This window comes from Stenotrophomonas sp. NPDC077461 (genome assembly GCF_049545475.1).
GTDB lineage: Bacteria > Pseudomonadota > Gammaproteobacteria > Xanthomonadales > Xanthomonadaceae > Stenotrophomonas > Stenotrophomonas nematodicola.
On the sequence record NZ_JBMWDO010000003.1, the window covers coordinates 226444 to 246947 of the forward strand.

13 protein-coding genes are annotated in these 20504 nt (G+C 69.5%); 9 read left to right on the forward strand and 4 right to left on the reverse strand.

Going from position 1 to position 20504, the window contains the following annotated elements; genetic code table 11:
- Positions 1-44 precede the first annotated feature (44 nt).
- From ACPEH8_RS07650 to ACPEH8_RS07665, 4 genes are all read left to right on the forward strand, one after another.
- Positions 45-743 (forward strand): response regulator transcription factor, encoded by a 699-nt coding sequence (locus ACPEH8_RS07650; RefSeq protein ID WP_017357355.1) that lies wholly within the window; start codon positions 45-47, stop codon positions 741-743.
- Positions 733-2121, forward strand: coding sequence for a sensor histidine kinase (locus tag ACPEH8_RS07655; RefSeq protein ID WP_287256123.1), 1389 nt, complete (start codon positions 733-735; stop codon positions 2119-2121). Before ACPEH8_RS07650 ends, ACPEH8_RS07655 begins: the two co-directional genes overlap by 11 nt.
- On the forward strand, positions 2118-3176 hold the full coding sequence (locus ACPEH8_RS07660) for an ABC transporter substrate-binding protein (protein WP_313275411.1): 1059 nt from the start codon (positions 2118-2120) through the stop codon (positions 3174-3176). The genes ACPEH8_RS07655 and ACPEH8_RS07660 overlap by 4 nt, the downstream gene beginning before the upstream one ends.
- Before the next feature lie 75 nt (positions 3177-3251).
- Positions 3252-3899, forward strand: a complete 648-nt coding sequence (locus ACPEH8_RS07665) for a LuxR C-terminal-related transcriptional regulator (protein WP_017357358.1) — start codon at positions 3252-3254, stop codon at positions 3897-3899.
- Between the two features lie 1085 nt (positions 3900-4984).
- On the opposite strand, the gene ACPEH8_RS07670 is transcribed toward ACPEH8_RS07665, so the two are convergent.
- Together ACPEH8_RS07670 and ACPEH8_RS07675 are read right to left on the reverse strand one after the other, a co-directional pair.
- The gene (locus ACPEH8_RS07670) at positions 4985-7636 is read right to left on the reverse strand and encodes a hybrid sensor histidine kinase/response regulator (RefSeq protein ID WP_423666440.1); all 2652 of its coding nucleotides are present in this window, start codon (positions 7634-7636) and stop codon (positions 4985-4987) included.
- A 59-nt stretch (positions 7637-7695) separates the two neighbouring features.
- Positions 7696-8865, reverse strand: coding sequence for an OprO/OprP family phosphate-selective porin (locus tag ACPEH8_RS07675; protein ID WP_017357311.1), 1170 nt, complete (start codon positions 8863-8865; stop codon positions 7696-7698).
- Between the two features lie 257 nt (positions 8866-9122).
- Here ACPEH8_RS07675 and ACPEH8_RS07680 point away from each other — a divergent pair, with 257 nt between their 5' ends.
- Together ACPEH8_RS07680 and ACPEH8_RS07685 are read left to right on the forward strand one after the other, a co-directional pair.
- On the forward strand, positions 9123-10472 hold the full coding sequence (locus ACPEH8_RS07680) for a dicarboxylate/amino acid:cation symporter (protein WP_017357310.1): 1350 nt from the start codon (positions 9123-9125) through the stop codon (positions 10470-10472).
- Between the two features lie 255 nt (positions 10473-10727).
- Positions 10728-13019 carry an NADP-dependent malic enzyme gene (locus tag ACPEH8_RS07685; protein ID WP_136002927.1) on the forward strand — a complete coding sequence of 764 codons (2292 nt, stop codon included), beginning with the start codon at positions 10728-10730 and terminating at the stop codon, positions 13017-13019.
- 396 nt (positions 13020-13415) lie between these two features.
- On the opposite strand, the gene ACPEH8_RS07690 is transcribed toward ACPEH8_RS07685, so the two are convergent.
- On the reverse strand, positions 13416-14120 hold the full coding sequence (locus tag ACPEH8_RS07690) for a basic secretory family protein (protein ID WP_262071232.1): 705 nt from the start codon (positions 14118-14120) through the stop codon (positions 13416-13418).
- 2 nt (positions 14121-14122) lie between these two features.
- Positions 14123-17470, reverse strand: a complete 3348-nt coding sequence (locus ACPEH8_RS07695; protein ID WP_423666442.1) for a GH92 family glycosyl hydrolase — start codon at positions 17468-17470, stop codon at positions 14123-14125.
- A gap of 375 nt (positions 17471-17845) precedes the next feature.
- Between ACPEH8_RS07695 and ACPEH8_RS07700 the strand changes: the two genes are divergently transcribed.
- The 3 genes from ACPEH8_RS07700 to ACPEH8_RS07710 are packed head-to-tail and all read left to right on the forward strand — an operon-like array spanning position 17846 to position 20489.
- Entirely contained in the window at positions 17846-18043 is a 198-nt protein-coding gene (locus ACPEH8_RS07700) for a zinc-finger domain-containing protein (RefSeq protein WP_136002930.1), read from the forward strand.
- Between the two features lie 24 nt (positions 18044-18067).
- Positions 18068-19171 (forward strand): glycosyltransferase, encoded by a 1104-nt coding sequence (locus ACPEH8_RS07705; RefSeq protein ID WP_423666444.1) that lies wholly within the window; start codon positions 18068-18070, stop codon positions 19169-19171.
- Positions 19152-20489, forward strand: a complete 1338-nt coding sequence (locus ACPEH8_RS07710) for an O-antigen ligase family protein (protein WP_153164868.1) — start codon at positions 19152-19154, stop codon at positions 20487-20489. The genes ACPEH8_RS07705 and ACPEH8_RS07710 overlap by 20 nt, the downstream gene beginning before the upstream one ends.
- Positions 20490-20504 lie beyond the last annotated feature (15 nt).

The window sequence follows — 20504 nt, forward strand, 5'->3', positions numbered from 1 at the left end:
GGCCGTACGCGCTAGCATTCGCGCACCGTTCCCGATCCTGACCGATGCGCATCCTGCTGGTGGAAGACAACCCGGACCTGGCCGATGCGATCGTCCGTCGCATGCGCCGCAGCGGCCATGCGGTGGACTGGCAGAACGACGGGCTGGCTGCTGCCAGCGTGCTGCGCTACCAGCGTTTCGATCTGGTGGTGCTGGATATCGGCCTGCCCAAGCTGGACGGTCTGCGGGTGCTGGCGGGCATGCGCGAGCGCGGCGACAGCACCCCGGTGCTGATGCTCACCGCGCGCGACGGCATCGAAGACCGGGTGCAGGCGCTGGACGTAGGCGCCGACGACTACCTGGGCAAGCCGTTTGATTTCCGCGAGTTGGAGGCCCGCTGCCGTGTGCTGCTGCGCCGCGCGCGCGGCCAGGCCAGCGAGGTGGTGCAGGTCGGTGGCTTCCAGTTCGACAACGCCGCGCACCGGGTCAGCCTGGACGGACAGCCGATCGATCTGCCCAACCGCGAGTTCCGCCTGCTGGAGATCCTGATGGGGCGGCTGGGGCAGGTGGTGGGCAAGGACGAGATCGGCAACGGGCTGTTCGGCTTCGATGACGACGCCGGCCCCAACGCCATCGAGCTGTATGTGGGGCGCCTGCGCCGCAAGCTCGCCGGCGCGCCGCTGCGGATCGTGACCGTGCGCGGCAGCGGCTACCTGCTGGAAGTGGTGGACCCCGGGACTGCGGAGCCGGACGATGGCCGCTGAGGCTGCCGCCACGCCACGCTCGATCCGGCACACCCTGTGGCTGTATCTGGGCGGGCTGATGGCGCTGTTCGCGGTGGCGCTGCTGTTCGGCGCGCGTGACTACGGCCAGCGCGCGGCCAACCGCTCCTACGATCACCTGCTGGTGTCCTCGGCGCTGTCGATCATCGATTCGGTGGCGCTGGTGGAGGCGCAATGGCAGGTCGATCTGCCGTACGCGGCGCTGGACCTGCTGGCGATGGCACCGGAGGACCGCGTGTTCTATCGGGTGTCCGATGCCCATGATCGCACCGTTACCGGCTACGACGATCTGCCGGCCCCGCCGCGCACGCCCAGCGACCGGCCACAGTTGTTCGATGCACCCTACAGCGGCGAGACGGTGCGCTTTGTGGTGGTGTCGCGGCGGGTGTCCTCGCCGTCGGCGCAGGGCGAGGTGCGCGTGCAGGTCGGGCAGACCCGCCGCGCCCGTGAAGTGCTGGCCCAGGACATGGTGACCCGCGCGCTGGTGGCGATCGTGGTGCTGTCGCTGATGTCGCTGGCACTGGTGGGCATCGGCGTGCACCGCGCACTGCGTCCGCTGGTGCGGGTGGAGCGTGAACTGGCCCGCCGCGAACCGTCCGACCTGCGGCCGCTGGATGCGGTGGTCCCGCGCGAAATGGACAGGATGGTGGGGGCGTTGAATCACTTCATGGGGCGGCTGTCGAGCAGCAACGAGACCCTGCGCGCCTTCATGGCCGAGGCTGCGCACCAGATGCGCACGCCGCTGGCCGCACTCCGCGCCCAGGCGCAGCTGGCGCTGGACGATGAAGACCCGGACGACATGCGGCGCAGCCTGCAGGCGATCGAGCGCAATGCCACCCACATGAGCCGGCTGCTCAACCAGCTGCTGAGCGACGCCAGCGTGATCCACCGCGCCAATCTGCAACGCTTCGCTGCGGTGGACCTGGCCGAGATCGTGCACCAGGCGCTGCACGAGGCGCTGCCGCAGGCGTTGCCCGCCCCGCGCGTGCAGCTGGCGGCAAGCCCGGCGCCGGCCTGGGTCAACGGCGACGCCCTGCTGCTGCGCGAAGCGATCAAGAACCTGATCGACAACGCGCTCAAGTACGGTGGCGACGGCCCGCTGCAGATCGCGCTCACCGAAGCCGCCGGGTTCTGCGTGCTGACCGTGGCCGACCACGGCCCGGGCATCGCCGCGGCCGATGCCGAGCGTGTGTTCGAGCGTTTCGCCCGCGGCGAGGGCGCGCCCGCAGGGGGCGCCGGCCTGGGGCTGGCCATCGTCAAGCGCGTGGTGGACAGCCACGGCGGACACATCGATCTGTCCAACCGCGTGGGCGGCGGTGGCCTCATCGCCACCATCCGCCTGCCGAGGATGCACCCATGACGCTGCGCTGCCTGCTGCTCCTGCTTTGCCTGGCCTGCGGTCCTGCCGTTGCCGCGCCGGGCGATGTCCAGCGCTTCCCCGCGCAGGGCGTGCCCACGGCCCACCTGCGCATCCACGGCTCGACCGACATTGAAGTGTTCGCCACCGTGATCGCCGATTACCAGCGGCTGCACCCGGGCACGGAGATCGTCTACGAAGACGTGATCACCCAGGACATGTATGCGCGCTACCTGCGCGACCGCACGGGGCCGGCCGCCCCGGACATGCTGATCAGTTCGGGCATGGACCTGCAGACCAAGCTGGTCAATGACGGCCACGCGCTGGCGCACCGCTCGCCGCAGACCGATGTGCTGCCCGGCTGGGCGCAATGGCGGCACGAGGCCTTCGGGATCAGCTACGAGCCCGTGGCGATCGTCTACAACACCCGCGCGCTGCCGGCGGCCCGGGTTCCGCGCACGCGCCGGCAGCTGCTGGAACTGCTGCGCGCGCCGGACGCGCCCCTGTTGCGCCGGGTCGGCACTTACGACGTGGAACGCAGCAGCGTGGGCTACCTGCTTGCCACCCAGGATGGGCAGCGCGGCAGCATGGCCGGCGCGCTGCTGGGCGCGCTGGGCGACAACCAGGTGCAGCTGGAAGAGCGCACCGGCGTGCTGCTGGACAAGGTCAGCCGGGGTGAACTGTCGCTCGTCTACAACGTGCTGGGCTCGTATGCGCAGGCGCGCATCGATGCGGGCGCGCCGCTGGGCATTGTCGAGCCGGAGGACTACACGCTGGTGGTGCTGCGCACGGCGGTGATTCCGCGCAGCGCACGCCACGCCGAAGAGGCGCGCCGCTTCCTCGATTACCTGCTCTCGCCGCGTGGGCAGCAGGTGCTGTCGCGCGAGGCGCGGTTGATGCCGATCCTGCCGGCGCAGGGGCAGCAGCGCGGGCGCTCGCCCGAGCGCAGCTACCGGCCGATCCAGCTGGGGCCGGGGCTGCTGGTGTACCTGGACGGGCTCAAGCGCCGCCAGTTCCTCGACGCCTGGCGTGGCAGCATGCTCCAGCAGGACCGGTAACGCCGGGCGCCACCGCAGTGCCGTCATGCGCCGCTGACCACCGCCGCGAACCGCCAACGTCACTACAATGACCGCATGAGTGCATTGACCGTCCTGATCGCCGACGACCACCCGCTGCTGCGCGCGGCGGTCGTTCATTCCCTGCGCCAGGCGCTGCCGCTGGCGCAGGTGATCGAAGTGGCCAGCGCCGCCACGCTGGAAGCCGCGCTGGACCAGCACCCGGAGATCGAACTGGTGCTGCTGGACCTCACCATGCCCGGCGCACGCGGGTTTTCCTCGCTGTTGCATGTACGCGGTGCGCACCCGGACATCCCGGTCGTGATCGTCTCCTCCAATGACCACCCGCGGGTGATCCGCCGTGCGCAGCAGTTCGGCGCGGCCGGTTTCATTCCCAAGTCGGCGCCCGCCGAGACCGTCGGCCAGGCCGTGTCGGCCGTGCTCGAGGGCGGTGTGTGGTTCCCGGCAATGGCCGCCGAACGTTCCGAATCCGATGCCCTGCTGGCCGCGCGTCTGGCCCAGCTCACGCCGCAGCAGTTCCGTGTGCTGCTGTGCCTGGCCGACGGCCTGCTCAACAAGCAGATCGCCTACGAACTCGGCCTGGCCGAGAACACCGTCAAGGTGCACGTCACCGCGATCCTGAAGAAACTCGAATGCCACAGCCGCACCCAGGCGGCCGTGCTCGTCAAAGCCCTGGAACCGGAAGGCAGCGCCACCGACCTGTAGCGCCGGCCTCTGGCCGGCTGCTTTCCGCTCCGCCACCGACAACCCTGCGCCGCGCGCGATGAGCCGGCTTCCGACCCCTTGAACCCCCGCGCTGCGCGCGATTGCCGACTGGACGTCGGCTCTACAAAGGCGGCGTCCGATACCCGAACATCCGGTGTTGCGCGCGGCAGCCGGCCTCCAATACCCGTAGAGCCGGCCTCTGGCCGGCTGCTTTCCGCTCCGCCACCGACAACCCTGCGCCGCGCGCGATGAGCCGGCTTCCGACCTTTAAACCCCCGCGCTTCGCGCGATAGCCGACTGGAAGTCGGCTCTACAAAGGCGGCGTCCGATACCCGAACATCCGGCTTTGCGCGCGGCAGCCGGCCTCCGATCCCCGTAGAGCCGGCCTCTGGCCGGCTGCTTTCCGCTACGCCACCGACAACCCTGCGCCGCGCGCGACAGGGCGGCTTCCGACCTTTAAACCCCCGCGCTGCGCGCGATAGCCGACTGGACGTCGGCTCTACAACGGCGGCGTCCCATACCCGAACATCCGGCTTTGCGCGCGGCAGCCGGCCTCCGATCCCCGTAGAGCCGGCCTCTGGCCGGCTGCTTTCCGCTCCGCCACCGACAACTCTGCGCCGCGCGCGATGAGCCGGCTTCCGACCCCTTGAACCCCCGCGCTTCGCGCGATAGCCGACTGGAAGTCGGCTCTACAACGGCGGCGTCCGATACCCGAACATCCGGTGTTGCGCGCGGCAGCCGGCCTCCGATCCCCGTAGAGCCGGCCTCTGGCCGGCTGCTTTCCGCTACGCCATCGACAACCCAGCGCCGCGCGCGACAGGGCGGCTTCCGACCTTTAAACCCCCGCGCTGCGCGCGATAGCCGACTGGACGTCGGCTCTACAAAGGCGGCGTCCGATACCCGAACATCCGGCTTTGCGCGCGGCAGCCGGCCTCCAATACCCGTAGAGCCGGTCTCTGGCCGGCTGCTTTCCGCTCCGCCACCGACAACTCTGCACCGCGCGCGATGGGCCGGCTTCCGACCCCTTGAACCCCCGCGCTTCGCGCGATAGCCGACTGGACGTCGGCTCTACAAAAGCAATGGTTCTATCCGCGGTGGCGCACCAGCAGCTGCGTTATCAATGCGCGCAGCGCTGGCGGGCGGACCGGCTTGGCGAGGAACCCCCAGCCCTTGTCAGCGGCGCTGGCCCTGAGTGCCTCATCGTGCTCGGCGGTTACCAGGATCACCGGGGGACGGCTCTTCCAGCGCTCGGCAAGGTCTTCGTACAGTGCCGGGCCGGCGAAGTCGCCCATGCGTACGTCCAGCAGCACCAATTGCGGCACGCTGTCGGGCGTGGCTGCGTCCAGCGCAGCCTGCGGGCCGTCGGCGAGATCAACGCGGCAGCCCCATCGCTCCAGCAGCGTGCGGGTGGCGGTGCAGACGCGCGGGTCGTCGTCGATGCTCCAGACCCGGCAACCGCGCAGCGGGCTGTCGTCGCCGGGGTCGGGCGACGCTGGCGATGCTGCGGCGGACATCGCCGGTCCCACGTCGCTGGCCTCGCCAAGCGGTACCTCCACACTGAACACGCTGCCGCGTCCCAGCGTGGAGCGCAGCGCGATGCGATGGCCGAGCAGGCGCCCGATGCGCTCCACGATGGCCAGTCCCAGGCCCGCCCCGCGCTCCTGGTCCACGCCGTCATCCAACCGGCGGAATTCCTCGAAGATCTCGCCCTGCAGGCTCTCCGGAATGCCCGGGCCCTGGTCGTGCACCTCGATGCGCAGCTGGTCGCCCCCCCTGCGGCACCCGAGCAGCACGCGGCCGCGCGGGGTATAGCGCAGCGCATTGGACAGGAAGTTCTGCAGGATGCGCCGCAGCAGCGCCTCATCGCTGACCACCACCGCGCGTGTATCCACCCAGCGCAGCTGCAGCTCGCGCGCGTCGGCGGCGATACCGAACTCGCGGGCCAGCGTTTCCAGCAGCGGCGACAGCGCGAACGGCTGCACGCGGGTCTGCAGCGTGCCCGATTCCAGCCGCGAAATGTCCAGCAGGCTGTTGAGGATGGCGTCCTGCGCAGCCAGTGCCGCATCGACATGCTCGCTCAGTGCGCGCGGATCGCCCTGCAGCTTGCCGCGCAGCACCGAGACGAACATGCGCGCTGCGTTGAGCGGCTGCAGCAGGTCGTGCACGGCCGAGGCCACGAAACGCGATTTATAGCGGTTGGCGCGCTCGGCCTCACGCCGCGCCTCGTCGAGATCGCGGGTGCGCTCGGCCACGCGATGCTCCAGCGCATCGGCGAGCGAGCGCAGCTCGCGCGCGGTGTTCTTGTAGCTGGTGATGTCCGCATAGCTGGTCACGAAGCCACCATCGGGCAGCGGATTGCCGCGGATCTCCAGCACGGTGCCGTCGTCCTTCTCGCTCTCGCGCATGTGCGGGCGGCCGCTGCGCAGATGGTTGAGGCGACGCTCGATTGCTTCTTCGATCGGCCCCGGGCCGAGCAGGCCGCGGCGTGCGTTGAAGCGGAAAATCTCTTCGATCGGCCGTCCCACCTGGATCAGGCCGGACGGAAACCGGAACAGCTCCAGATAGCGCGCATTCCATGCCACCAGCTTCTGTTCGTTGTCGATCACCACCACGCCCTGCGGCAGGTGCGCCAGGCTGCGGCTGAGACCACTGTCGGCCTGCTGGGCGGCCTGCAGCACCCCGTCCTGCGCGGTACGCAGCTCCTGTGCATGCTGCTTGAGCACGCTCTCCAGCTCGCGCCGGCTGCGCTGGCGATGCGCGGCCAGGCGCCGCCGCTGCTGCACGAACAGCACCAGGAAGCCCAGTGCCAGCCACGCCGCGCCACCGCCGATGGCGGCACTGCGCCCGGCGCTGGTGGCCGCGCCGGCATCGTGCAGCAGGTGCAGGTTCCACTGTTCTTCCGGCAGCGCCAGGGTCTGCCAGAGCATCTCGCCGGGGAGCACGGGGTCGAGCAGGCGCACCATCCGCCCGCCATCGTCCAGCACGCTGCCGGTGCGTGCGCGCAGTGGCTGCAGCGAGCGGTCGGCGTACTGGCGGCTGTCGAGCATCTCGCGCCGCTCGGCCGCGCCCAGCGGGCGCAGCAGGCGATAGCGCCACGCATCGCGGTTGGCCAGGAACACCACGTCGTGTTCGTCGCTGACCAGCACCACGTCGGGGCTGGACAGCCATTCCTGCTCCAGCGCCGCCAGTTCGATCTTGATCACCACCACGCCGATGCGACGACCGTTGTCCTCGATTGCCTGCGACAGGTAGTAGCCGGGTACGCCGGTGGTCATGCCGATGCCGTAGAAACGGCCGTGGCCGGTGGCTAGTGCCTGGCGGTAGTAGGGGCGGTAGCTGTAGTCCTCGCCCACGTTGCTGCTGGCCTGGTCCCAGTTGCTGGCGGCCACGGCCACGCCGTCGTGCCCGACCAGGGTCAGTGTGGAAGCGCGGGTGACCTGGTTGGCCTGCTGCAGCTTGAGGTTGAGGCGCTGCGCGCCGGCGGCATCCGGGCGTTGCAGCAGTGCGCGGCGCAGGTCCGGGTCCAGCGCAAGCACCTGCGGCAGGGTGCCGAAACGGTCGACGCGCTGCTGCAGGCCCTGGCCGTACAGTGCGAGCTGGCGCTGCACCTGGCCGCTTTCATCGTTCAGCGCACGCCGCCAGGCGTAGTGACCGGCCGCGGCCGCGCACAGCAACGTGCCGCCGATCATCAGCAGCAGGGTCAGCAACAGGGTGCGGTGGCGGCCGAGCCAGTACATGGCGGCAGTCTACGGTCGCAGGGCGGGCGCGGCGTGCACGTCCGCCCTGCGCAGGTCGATCAGAAGTGCATCTGTGCGCGCAGCTCGACGATCTCCGGCCGGGTGCGCACGCCGCGACGGCTGGCGTCGGCCTTCACGTAGTTGGCCTGGAACTTGAAGTGACTGGTGAGGTACCAGTTGGCGCCCAGCGTCCAGTCGTGCTGGCGGCCACCGAAGACATCGGCGTCGTCCAGGTCCAGGCGGCTGTAGCGCGCCACCAGTTCGACCGCGCCGTAATTGTGGGCCGGCTTGATGTTGGCCACGGCGCCGGCACTGTACGGGCGGGATTCACCGGTGAGCACCCAGCTGGCCATCGCATACTGGCCGTGGCCGGTGTAGTCCGGCTTGCCCTCACGGGTAACGGTGGTCTGCAGGGCTTCGCCCTGCACCGAGAACGGGCCCCGGATCCAGATGCCTTCCAGGCCGGTGCGGCGGATCTGATCGGCGGTGGTCAGGGCGCCGGAGTCGACCAGGCGGATGTCGGTCAGGCCGGCTTCCGGGCGCGCGCGCAGGCGTGCGCTGGCCGCATGGTGCACGTCGCGGCCATCGCGGTAGCCGCGCGGGTTCTCCTGCGAATACGCCAGGCCCAGGTGGACCACGTCGCCAGCCGCCTTGAACGGGGTCCACACCGCGCGCACTGCCTGGGTGGTGCCGGGGTTGTCGCCCTGCAGGTCCTTGCCGCCGTAGGCGCCGGCCTGGAGCAGGTACTGCGGGCGTTCCAGCACCCATTCGGCACCGGTGCGGCGGCCTTCGTAGAACGCCTGCACGGGCAGAGCGGTCTCCAGGAAGCTGCCGGCGCGCGAGGAGGTGCCCGCATCCAGGCCAACCGGGGTCTTCATGTAGCCGACGCGGAAACGGCCGATGTCGCGGCCGATGAACGCCTTGCTCTCAACGCGCACGAACACGTCCAGCCAGGTATCGGCCTGGAAGTCGTAATAGACCATCGCGTCGTAGACGCCCTTCTTCTTCAGGGTGGCGCCGAACTCCTTGCGCCGCACCGCATCGGCATCCTCGATGCCGCTGCCGTTGGAGAAGTCGTTGAGGTCGTAGGCAATGTTCGCGGTGGCGGCCAGCTCGGTGCCGTCGCTGAAGGCCACTTTGGTCGGCCAGTTGTCCCAGTCCGCCGCAGTGGCGGCCACGGGCGCGGCGGTCAGGCAGGTCAGGGCGAGGAACAGGGGGGTCGGGCGCATGGGCATCGGCAATCTGAAAGGAATGGGGCAGAACAACAACGGCCGCAGACCGGAAAACTGTGGGGGAGGGCCCCGGCCGGTACGGCCACCCGTCGCCGTGGGGGCGCGGTGCCGGTGCAGTGTAGGCAGCGGCGGGAGCTGAACCGGGGGGCTAGTACCAATAGGTTATCTGCGTGGCGCGGACGGCGGCGTAAAAAGGCCACGCCCGATGCCGCCCGCTGCGGCCGGCCTCCTTCGTGATACAGCCGGAGCTTCCCATGCACGTTCCCACTTCCACGCCGCTCGCGGCCAAGCCGTTGCCGTTCTACCGCCAGCTGTACTTCCAGGTGGTGGTGGCGATCGTGCTGGGGGCCATCCTCGGCCACTACGAGCCGGCGTTTGCCGAATCGCTCAAGCCGCTCGGCGATGCCTTCATCAAGCTGGTCAAGATGATCATCGCCCCGGTGATCTTCCTGACCATCGTCACCGGCATCGCCGGCATGACCCACCTGCGCACCGTGGGCCGGGTGTTCGCCAAGTCGATGGCCTACTTCCTGTTCTTCTCCACCCTGGCGCTGGTGGTGGGCATGGTGGTGGCGCACGTGGTGCAGCCCGGTGCCGGCATGAACATCAACCCGGCCGACCTGGACCAGACCGCGGTCCACACCTACGTGGAGAAGTCGCACGAACTGACCCTGGTCGGGTTCGCGATGGACATCATTCCGTCCACCCTGGTCAGCGCCTTCGTCGAGGGCAACATCCTGCAGGTACTGTTCGTGGCCGTACTGTTCGGCATCGCGCTGGCCCTGACCGGCGAGAAGGGCCGCCCCGTACTGACCTTCCTGGAGGCGCTGACCGCCCCGGTGTTCCGCCTGGTCCATATCCTGATGAAGGCCGCCCCGATCGGCGCCTTTGGCGCGATCGCCTTCACCATCGGCAAGTACGGGGTCGGGTCGCTGGTCAACCTGGCCTGGCTGGTGGGGTCGTTCTACCTGACCGCCTTCCTGTTCGTGGCCGTGATCCTGGGCGTGGTCTGCCGCCTGTGCGGGTTCTCGGTGTTCAAGCTGGCCCGCTACCTGAAGGCCGAGCTGCTGCTGGTGCTGGGCACGTCTTCGTCGGAATCGGCACTGCCCTCGCTGATGGAGAAGATGGAGAAGGCCGGCTGCAGCAAGTCCGTGGTGGGCCTGGTGGTCCCGACCGGCTACTCGTTCAACCTGGACGGCACCAACATCTACATGACCCTGGCCGCGCTGTTCATTGCCCAGGCCACCAACACCGAACTGACCCTGGGCCACCAGATCGCCCTGCTGCTGGTGGCGATGCTCAGCTCCAAGGGCGCTGCCGGCGTCACCGGCGCCGGCTTCATCACCCTGGCCGCCACCCTGGCCGTGGTGCCGGAGGTGCCGGTGGCCGGCATGGCGCTGATTCTCGGCGTGGACCGTTTCATGAGCGAATGCCGCTCGCTGACCAACTTCATCGGCAATGCCGTGGCCACTGTGGTGGTCTCGCGCTGGGAGAACGCGCTGGACCGCGACCGTCTGGCGATGGTGCTCGATGGCCGCGAGTCGGAGCTGCCGCCGCTGGTCGTGGACGACCTGCCGGCGCCGCTGCCGGCCGCGGCCCACTGAGCCCGGTGATCTGATTGTGTGGTGCATGGTCGTGTCGTTCCTGCCGGGGCGGCACGGCCATGTTTTGTTCCCAACGTCGGATGCGCGCTGTCATCTGCGCGCGGCAGGCTGGCCTGCATACGCCGGCGAACGGCCGCCGCGCTGCGCTGGATTATGTGCGGTTGCAGCATGACCGCGACAGCGTAGCGACAGGTCCGGCCACGCCAACGGGGGTATGATCCCCTGTTCCTCTCGCCCATTCATCTGCAGAAAGCGATGTCCAACGAAGATTTCAAACAGGCTGCCCTCGATTACCACCGCATGTCGCCGCCGGGCAAAATCCGCGTCGCAGCGACCAAGCCGATGCTGACCCAGCGTGATCTGTCGTTGGCGTACTCGCCGGGCGTGGCACACGCCTGCGAGGCCATCATGGCCGACCCTCAGCAGGCCAGCGAACTCACCGCCCGCGGCAACCTGGTTGCGGTGATCTCCAACGGCACCGCCGTGCTGGGCCTGGGCAACATCGGCCCGCTGGCCGGCAAGCCGGTGATGGAAGGCAAGGGCGTGCTCTTCCAGAAGTTCGCCGGCATCGATGTGTTCGACATCGAGATCGATGAGAACGACCCGGACAAGCTGGTTGACATCATCGCCTCGCTCGAGCCGACCTTCGGGGGCATCAACCTGGAAGACATCAAGGCCCCGGAGTGCTTCATCGTCGAGCGCAAGCTGCGCGAGCGGATGAACATCCCGGTGTTCCATGACGACCAGCACGGCACCGCGATCATCGTCGGCGCCGCAGTGCTCAACGCGATGGTCGTCACCGGCAAGAAGATCGAAGACGTGAAGCTGGCCACCACCGGCATGGGCGCGGCGGGTATTTCCTGCGTCAACATGCTGGTGTCGCTGGGTCTGAAGAAGGAGAACATCCTCGCCTTCGACCGCGACGGCGTGATCCACACCGGCCGCAGCGACCTGGACCCGGAGAAGGCGCGCTACGCGCGCGATACCGACAAGCGCACGCTGGCCGAGATCGTCGACGGTGCGGACATCTTCCTGGGCCTTTCGGCCCCGGGCATCCTGACCGCGGACATGGTCAGGACGATGGCCAAGGACCCGGTGATCTTCGCGCTGGCCAACCCGACCCCGGAAATCATGCCGGAAGTGGCCCGTTCGGTACGCCCGGACGCGATCATCGGCACCGGTCGTTCGGACTACCCGAACCAGATCAACAACGTGCTGTGCTTCCCGTACCTGTTCCGCGGGGCGCTGGACGTGGGCGCCACCGCGATCAACGAAGACATGAAGATCGCCTGCGTGCACGCGATCGCCGCGATGGCACGCCGCGAGGCCAGCGACCTGGGGTCGGCCTATGGCGATGAGACCCCGAGTTTCGGCCGCGACTACCTGATTCCGCGCCCGTTCGATCGCCGCCTGCTGGTCGAGCTGTCGGCCGCCGTGGCACAGGCCGCGATGGATTCGGGCGTGGCGACCCGTCCGGTGGCCGACATGGGCGCCTACCGCGAGAAGCTGGCCCAGTTCGTCTACCGCACCAGCCTGATGATGAAGCCGGTGTACGACCGCGCGCGTTCGGACAAGCAGCGCGTGGTGTATGCCGAGGGCGAAGAGGAAGTGGTGCTGCGTGCGGTGCAGAACGTGGTCGACGAAGGCCTGGCGCAGCCGATCCTGATCGGCCGCCCCGACGTGATCGAATCGCGCATCGAGCGCATGGGCCTGCGCATGAAGGCCGGTGTCGACTTTGACATCACCAACATCAACGACGACCCGCGCTTCAACGATTACTGGCAGTACTACCACAACCTCACCGGCCGTCGCGGTGTGACCGTGGCGGCCGCCAAGAACCTGATGCGGTCGCGCCCGACGCTGATCGCGGCGGTGATGGTCGCGCGCGGCGAAGCCGACGCGATGCTGACCGGCGTGGTCGGCCGCTTCCACAAGAAGCTGGGCTATGTGCGCAGCGTGCTGCCGCTGGAGTCGAAGGTGACGTCGACCTCGGCCATGACCGGTGTGATCAATCAGCAGGGCGTGTTCTTCTTCGTGGACACCCACGTGCAGGAGGATCCGACCGCCGAGCAGATCTGCGAAGCGACCCTGCAGGCGGCCTACCGCATGAAGCTGTTCGGGATCGAACCGAAGGTGGCGCTGCTGTCGCACTCCAACTTCGGCAGCCACGATTCCAGGGATGCGCTGAAGATGCGCACCGTGCGTTCGCTGCTGCTCAAGCGCAATCCGCGCCTGAACGTGGATGGCGAAATGCAGGGCGATACCGCGTGGGACGAGGCGCTGCGCCACAAGCTGTTGCCGGACAGCACGCTGAAGGGCCGTGCCAACCTGTTCGTGCTGCCCAACCTGGAGGCGGCCAACATCGCCTACAACCTGGTGCGCGTGTTCACCGATGGCGTGGCGATCGGCCCGATCCTGATGGGCGTGGCCAAGCCGGTGCACATCCTGACCACCAGCGCGACCTCGCGCCGCGTGCTCAACATGACCGCCATCGCGGCCGTGGATGCGCAGATCCGCAAGCAGCTGGAGGCGGAGAAGAACGCGTAAGGCGTTCTTCCCACGACCGGTTGCCAGCGCGCGCCCTTCGGGGCGCGTTCTGGTTTCGCGCAGTGCCTCTGCCATACGCGCGCCGCACAGGCGTCACCCGCCTGCAACCTCCCAAGGGCCCAATACCCCCACGCGGCCCGGCCGTGGGGACGGTCCACGCGGCCGCCCCCACCCTGGGCCCGACCAGATCATCATTGGCCAGCCTGCGGAGCGGTGTCATGCGTCATCGAGAAACCAAGCGGTACTTCAAACAGCTGTTCGCGCTGTACGCCGGCCTGGTCGGCGCACGCTGACCTGGCAGGGCCGGCCGTTGGTCGGCGGCCCTCCGCACTGCCACCGATACCCTGGCGCGCGGATGCGCCCCGTCGACCGGCGGTGGGCGATGCCATCCCGGCCTCATCTGTCGATCCGGGCGTACTGCGCCCACAGCGCAGGCAACGCCAGGCCGGTCTGCTGCTCCCACAGGGCCGGTGTATACCGCCCGTCGCGCAATGCGCCGTCCAGGGCCTTCACCAGGCCCGGGTGTCGCGCCTCGCCCCACTTCAGAAACGCGCCGGTCACCCGGTAGCCGGTCTCGACGTTCTGCCCATCCTTCACCGTCGTCGGCAGCGCCCAGCCAGCGGCGGCATTGTCGCTGCCATAGCGGTCGCGCGCGTAGTCGGCGATGCCCTCCACCAGCCAGCCCGGCACGCGTTCGTTGGCGTACTCCGGATAGCCCTGCACGATGTGCATCGCCTCATGCGTGACCAGGTCGATGTCGTCGGGGTGTTTGGCCAGCCAGGCCGGGTTGATGGTGATGGTGGCCGCCTTTTCCCTCTCGCCAACGTACGCGATGCCGTCGTAGCCCGGATCGATCACGATGCGCACCTGCGCCGGTGCGCCGGGATGGAAGTCGGCCCGTTCGCGCACGTAGGCCGCGAAGAACGTCTCGATGATGCGTGAGCGCACCGGGGCGGCCAGCGCATCTGATGGATCGCTGTAGGTCAGGGTCACACCCTCCCGGTGCTCGGTGGCGTCGAACGCGGTCGCATCGAACGCCCCCAGCGCCCCCAGCAGCAGGGTCGTGCCGGCCGCGTGCTTCAGAAAACCGGTCATGCCCATGCTCAGTGCTCCCCCATCGGTGCCAGAAGCTCGACCTCGGCCAGCTGCATCCGTCCCGGCGCGGCGATGCGCAGGCGGTACTCGGCGTAGCGGCCGGGTCTGCCGATGGCGAACGGCCGGGTCTGCTGCGCCCAGTCGAAGGCTTCGCCGCGTCGCTCGTCCAGCGTGGTCCAGCGGCCGCCGCTGCGACGCGCTTCCAGCGTCCATGCGCCGCCGCGGATCGGGCCGGTGCCGCTGGTCAGCGTGTACATCGTGGCAGCGCCATCGGCCAGCCCGGTGAGCACGATCGTCCCGGTGCCCACCGGCACGGTGGTGGCGGCATCGTCATCGATCAGGGCCGGCAATGCCGCGCCATCGGCGGTCTGCGCCTGTGCGCCGGCGCCCAGCAGGTCATGCAGCAGGGCAGGGCGCTGGCCACGCGCGGTGAGCGAGCGCGGCGCGTCGTCCGGGCCGGTTCCCCATGTCGACGGCGCCGGGCCCATCACGAAGTCGAGGGTGGCCCCCTTGGCGATCACCTCGTGCGGCACCCAGGTCTTCGTCCACGGCCGACCGTTGATCTTCAGTGACTGCACGTACACGTTGTCGCGCGAATTCTCCGGCGCGTTCACGGTCAGCACCGCGCCGCCCTGCAGCGTCACCTTGGCGTGGCGGAACAGGGGCGAACCGATCACGTACTCCGGCGCGCCCATGCGCAGCGGGTACAGACCCAGCGAGGCCAGCACGTACCACGCCGAGGTTTCACCGTTGTCCTCGTCGCCCGGGTAGCCCTGGCCGATCTCGCTGCCCACGTACAGCCGCGACAGGATCTCGCGCACGTGCTTCTGGGTTTTCCACGGCTGTCCGGCGTACAGGTACATCCACGGAATGTGGTGCGCCGGCTGGTTGCTGTGCGCGTACATGCCCATGCGCACATCGCGCGCCTCGGTCATTTCGTGGATGGTCCCGCCGTAGGAGCCGGCGAAGGCCGGGTCGGCGGTTTCGGGGGTGGCGAAGAAGGCATCCAGTTTGGCGGCGAGCCCGTCGCGCCCGCCGTACAGCGCGGCCAGGCCCTCGCCGTCGTGCGCGGCGGTGAAGGCGAAGGTCCAGCCATTGGATTCGGTGTAGTCGTGGCCCCACACGCGCGGGTCGTAGTCCTTGGCGTCCACGCGCCACGCACCGTCGGCGGTGCGGCCCTGGAAGAAGCCCGCCGCCGGATCGAACAGGGTGGCGTAGGTGCCGGCCCGGTGGCGGAAGTAGTCGGCTTCGGTGGCGTAGCGTTCGCGCGCGGCAGCGCTGCCCGCGCGACGGGACAGTGCCTCGGCCATGTTGGCGATGCCGAAGTCGTTGAGCGCCCCTTCCATCGTCCACGACATGCCCTCGTGCACGTCGGCACTGGCATAGCCGCGGAACGTGGAGCGGTCCATGCCCTTGCGGCCGACATGGCGGTCCGGTGGCACCACGGTGGCGTTCTTCAACGCAGCCGCGTAGGCCTCTTCGGGATCGAAGCCACCGATGCCCTTCAGCCACGCATCGGCAAACGCCACGTCCGAACTGGTGCCCACCATCAGGTCGGCATAGCCGGGCGAAGACCAGCGCGCGACCCAGCCGCCGGCGCGGTACTGCTCCAGGAAGCCCTGCACCAGCGCACCGGCATCGTCGGGGGTGAACAGCGCGTACGCCGGCCAGGTGGTGCGGAAGGTGTCCCAGAAGCCGTTGTTGACGTACACCTTGCCGTCGCGCACCGGCGCGAAGCTGCGCAGAGCGCTGCCGTCGGTGTTGTCGTCGGCGGCGCTGGCCTGGCTGGCATAGCGCCAGTCCGGCGCGGCGGCGGTGCCGGCGTTTTCATGCCCCGAGTTGGGGTACAGATACAGACGATAGAGGCTGGAATACAGCGTGGTCTTCTGGTCGTCGCTGGCATCGCCGATGTCGAAGGGTGCCAGGCGCGCGTCCCAGGCGTCCTGCGCGCGCGCGGCCACCCGCTCCAGGTCGTCGTCGGCGGCCAGCTCCAGCGCAAGATTGTGGTGCGCCTGGTCCAGCGAGATCAGCGAGGTGGCGATGCGCATGGTGACGCGCCGGTCGTGGTCGACGTCGAACTTGATGTAGCCGGTGGGGCGCCCGGTCTCGATGCGGCCGCTGCTGCGCCACGGGCGGTCGAAGCGGGCCACCACATACATGCGGGTGGCACCGTTGGACAGCCCGCTGCGCGTGTCGGTGTAGCCGGACAGGGTCTGGGTGGCGGCGTCCAGCGTCAGACCGCCACGCGCGTCGACATTGTCGAACAGCAGGTTGGCATCGCCCTCGGCCGGGAACTCGAAGCGGAACAGCGCGGCATGGTCGGTCGGCGCGATCGCAGCGGACAGGCCGTTGTCGAAACGCACGTCGTACCGGTACGGCCGCGCGCGCTCGTTGTCGTGGGAGAAGGTCAGCGCCCGTTTGGCGCGGTCGGCGACGGGCACGCCACGCGCGGTGGAGGGCATCACCTGGAAGGTCTGGCGGTCGCCCATCCACGGGCTGGGCTGATGGCTCAGGGCCAGCGCCTGCAACTGCGGGCGGTTGGACGCATCGTTCTGCTCGTTCCAGCGGTACAGCCAGTTCAACGCGCCGGCGTCGGTCACCGGGGTCCAGAAGTTGAAGCCGTGCGGTACCGCCGTGGCCGGGAAATTGTTGCCGCGCGAGAACGTGCCGTTGGCCTGCGTCCCGCGGGTGGTCAGCACCCAGTCCGACGGTCGTTGCGGCACTGTGCGCGGCTGCGCGTCCAGCACGATGTCATCGATCCAGCCCGACACCGGCGCGCCGTCCGCGGCGGCCACCTCCAGCTCCAGCGCCACCACGCGGCGCCCGCGCAATCCGGCCACATCGCCCAGCCGGACCGCCTTGCGCGCCCACTGCTGCGGATACAGGGTCTTCGAGTCGCCCTGCGCGCGGGCGCCCAGCGCCACGCCATGCTGGTCGCGCGCGGCGCTCGCCGAGACGCGTTGGCCATTGTCCAGCACCAGGTCCAACGACACATACGTGGAGGCGACGGTGTCCTTGGCGACGATTTCCGGCAGCACCAGCCACGACAGCGTGGTATCGGCATCGATGGTCAGGTCGGTGGCGAACAGCCGCGTGCGTGCGGTACCGCCCGCACTGGTGTAGTGCAGCGCCCGCAGGCCGCTGTAGCCCACCCCGGCCTTGGCCGCGTACGGCGCGCGTGGTCCGTTGCCCACCGCAACCCGCAGCGTGCCCGCAGCGGCAGTGGCCGTCGGCGACGGCTGCCCGGCTTCGAACGAGGTCTGCAGGCCCTGGCCGGCGGCGGGGAACGCCGCAGCGGCGCAGGCCACGGCGAGGGCCAGGGGGAGGAGGGCGTGGCGGGGGGCGGACAGGGTCATGCAAGGGTCTCCCGAAAGGGCAGGCGGCAGGCAGGGCCCGCATCGGCGACCACGGCAGACAGCATCGCACCGGCCGCCACGGGGGCGGCCGAAGAGGCGATGCATGTCCGGCGGGGGACGGGCCATGCGATCGGGTGGTGGATCGGAACCGGTCCGATGCTGCAACAGGCGGACCCACCCTGACAAGTGAAATTAGTTCGATCTAAATCCGGATTTCGGCCGAAATCGGTGCCTGGTTGACAGTCGATTTGGATCGATTTAAAAAGGTCGGTCGGATGGGTCGGGCCGACATCACCGCCGCGTCACCGGCAGCGGCCCCGCGGCGCTCCAGGTGCTAGAATCGCGGGCCTCGCAATTCCTTTGTGTGTCCACGCCATGAGCCATACCGCCACCGCGCCCGCCAACGCCGAGAAGCGTTACACCGTGCACCGCAGCGACCTGCCGCTGAGCTGCCCGACGCCGGAAATGGCCCTGTGGAACTCGCACCCGCGCGTGTACCTGCCGATCGAAGACGAGCCCAAGGGCGAGGCCGCGTGCCCGTACTGCGGCTCGGTGTTCGTGCTCGCCGACTGACCGGCGCCAGCATCCGTGCGCCCCATGACCGTGGTGCAGCTGCTGCCGGCGCTGCACTCCGGCGGGGTCGAACGCTCCACCCTTGAGATCGCCTCCGCCTTGGTTGCCGCTGGCCACCGGGCCATCGTCGTGTCTGCGGGGGGGCGTCTGGTCGAGCCGCTGCTGGCCAGCGGTGCCGAGCACCTTACGCTGGACATCGGCCGCAAATCGCTGCTGACCCTCCGACACGTCCTGACCCTGCGCAATCTGTTCAACGAGGTCGGCGCGGACATCGTGCACGCGCGCTCCCGCCTGCCTGCCTGGCTGGGCCTGTATGCGGTGCGCAACCTGCCGGCCGCGCGCCGCCCGCACTGGGTCACCACGGTGCATGGGCTCAACTCACCGGGCCGCTACAGCGCGGTGATGACCAGCGGCGAACGGGTGATCTGCGTTTCCCGGTGCGTCCGCGACTTCGTCCGCCAGCATTACCCGGACGTGGACCCGCAGCGCCTGCAGGTGATCCCGCGTGGCGTGGACCCGGCGCAGTTCCCGCGTGTGCCGCGCCAGGACCGCCGCGCGCGGCTGGCCGTGGCGCAGGCACATCCCGCCCTGGCGGGCGAGGCGCCGCTGCTGCTGCTGCCCGGGCGTGGTACCCGTCTCAAGGGGCACCGCCATGCGCTGCAGCTGCTGGCGGGCCTGCACGCCGGCGGCGTACCGGCGCGGCTGTGGATGCCCGGCACCCGCGAACCGGGGCGTGAGGCGTACGTGGCCGAGCTGGAACAGCAGGCGCGCAGCCTCGGCGTGGCCGACGCCGTGCTGATCACCGCGCCCACCGCGAAGATCGCGCAGGCGTATGCGGCCAGCGACCTGGTGCTGCAGCTCTCCGACAAACCCGAAGCGTTCGGCCGCACCGTGGTCGAGGCGTTGTCGGTGGGCCGACCTGTACTGGGCTGGAACCACGGCGGCGTGGGCGAGCTGCTGCAGCACCTGCAACCGTCCGGCGCGGTACCCTTGCACGACAGCGACGCATTGCTGGCGCAGGCCCGCCACCTGTTGGCGCAACCGCCCACGCTGCCGTCGCGCATTCCGTTTACCTTGCAGGCGATGCAGCGTGACACGCTCCAGCTCTATGCCTCCCTCGCCGGTTGAGCCGGCCCTGATGCCCGGTTCGCCGGCCTCCCGCGCAGGCCGTTGGGCGCCGTGGTGGGTGATCGCCTTTGTGGCGATGTGGCCGCTGCCCGGCGTCGCCGAAGGCGTGCTGGTGCTCGGCGCGCTGTATGCAGCCGTGCGCATGGTGCAGCTGCGGCTGGCCGGCAAGCAGCGCCTGCTCAGCAGCCCGGCGTGGGCGCTGACCAGCATCCTGTTCCTGGGGTACTGGCTGCCGCAGGCTTTTTCGGCATTCGATGCCATCGATCCGGGCACGGCCTGGCGCAAAACCGCAGCCGGGCTGCGCTATCTGCCGTTCATGTGGCTCGTCGCGATCGCGGTGGCCTCGCCGCAGCGCCGTGCGCTGACCCTGGGCGGCATCGCCACCATCACGGCGGTGTGGACTGTCGATGCGCTGGCGCAGGCCGCGCTCGGCACCAGTCCGCTGTTCTGGTCGCTGGACCAGCTCAAGTGGGCGGTCAGTGGGCACGGTCTGTGCTCGCCGCAGGAAATGGCGGCGGCGGACCGGCTCAGTGGCGTGCTGGGTCCGTGCAACCTGAAATTCGGCCAGGTACTGGCCAGCCTGTCCCCCTTCCTGCTGTTCTCCGCCGCCCGGCGAGCGGGGGTGTGGGGCTGGGCGCTGGCCGCCGCTGCCGTTGGCGCGGTGCTGGTACTGGCCGGTTCGCGCGCGGCCTGGGTGACCTACGGCCTGGTGCTGGTGTTCTCCGGTTGGCGCCTGCTCGGCGCCCGCGCGCTGGTGGCATGCCTGGCGGTCGGGCTGGTGGCGGCGGTGGCGCTGGGCCTGGGATCGACCCAGGTGCGCGAGCGGGTCGCGCGCACGGCGATGGCCTGGGAAGGCGAGGGCGATGGCATCAACCAGGCGCTGTCCGGCCGCGAACAGATATGGAGCGCCGCCGGCTGCATGATCCAGCAGCATCCCTTCAACGGCGTGGGCGCGCGCGGGTTCCGCGATGCCTATCCGGACTGCAATCCCACCCCGGAGCGACCGGAAGTGTGGGGCGATGGCCCGGCGCTGCACGCGCACCAGATCGTGCTGGAAATCCTCGCCGAAACCGGCGTGCTGGGCCTGCTGCTGTGGCTCGCTGCGGTCGCCCAGGCCTGGCGTGCCTGGCGCTTCGCGCCGCAGGCCGCACGCGAACGCGCGCGCCCGGCCATGCTGGCGCTGGCGGTCACGGTGTTTCCGTTCAACACCCACCTGGCGTTCTATTCCACCTTCTGGGGTGGCCTGACGCTGCTGCTGGCGGCGCTGTACGCCGGAAGCCTGCTCGCGCGGGATGAGACGGACGCCGGATCACGGTAGAGACGACCGTTGGTC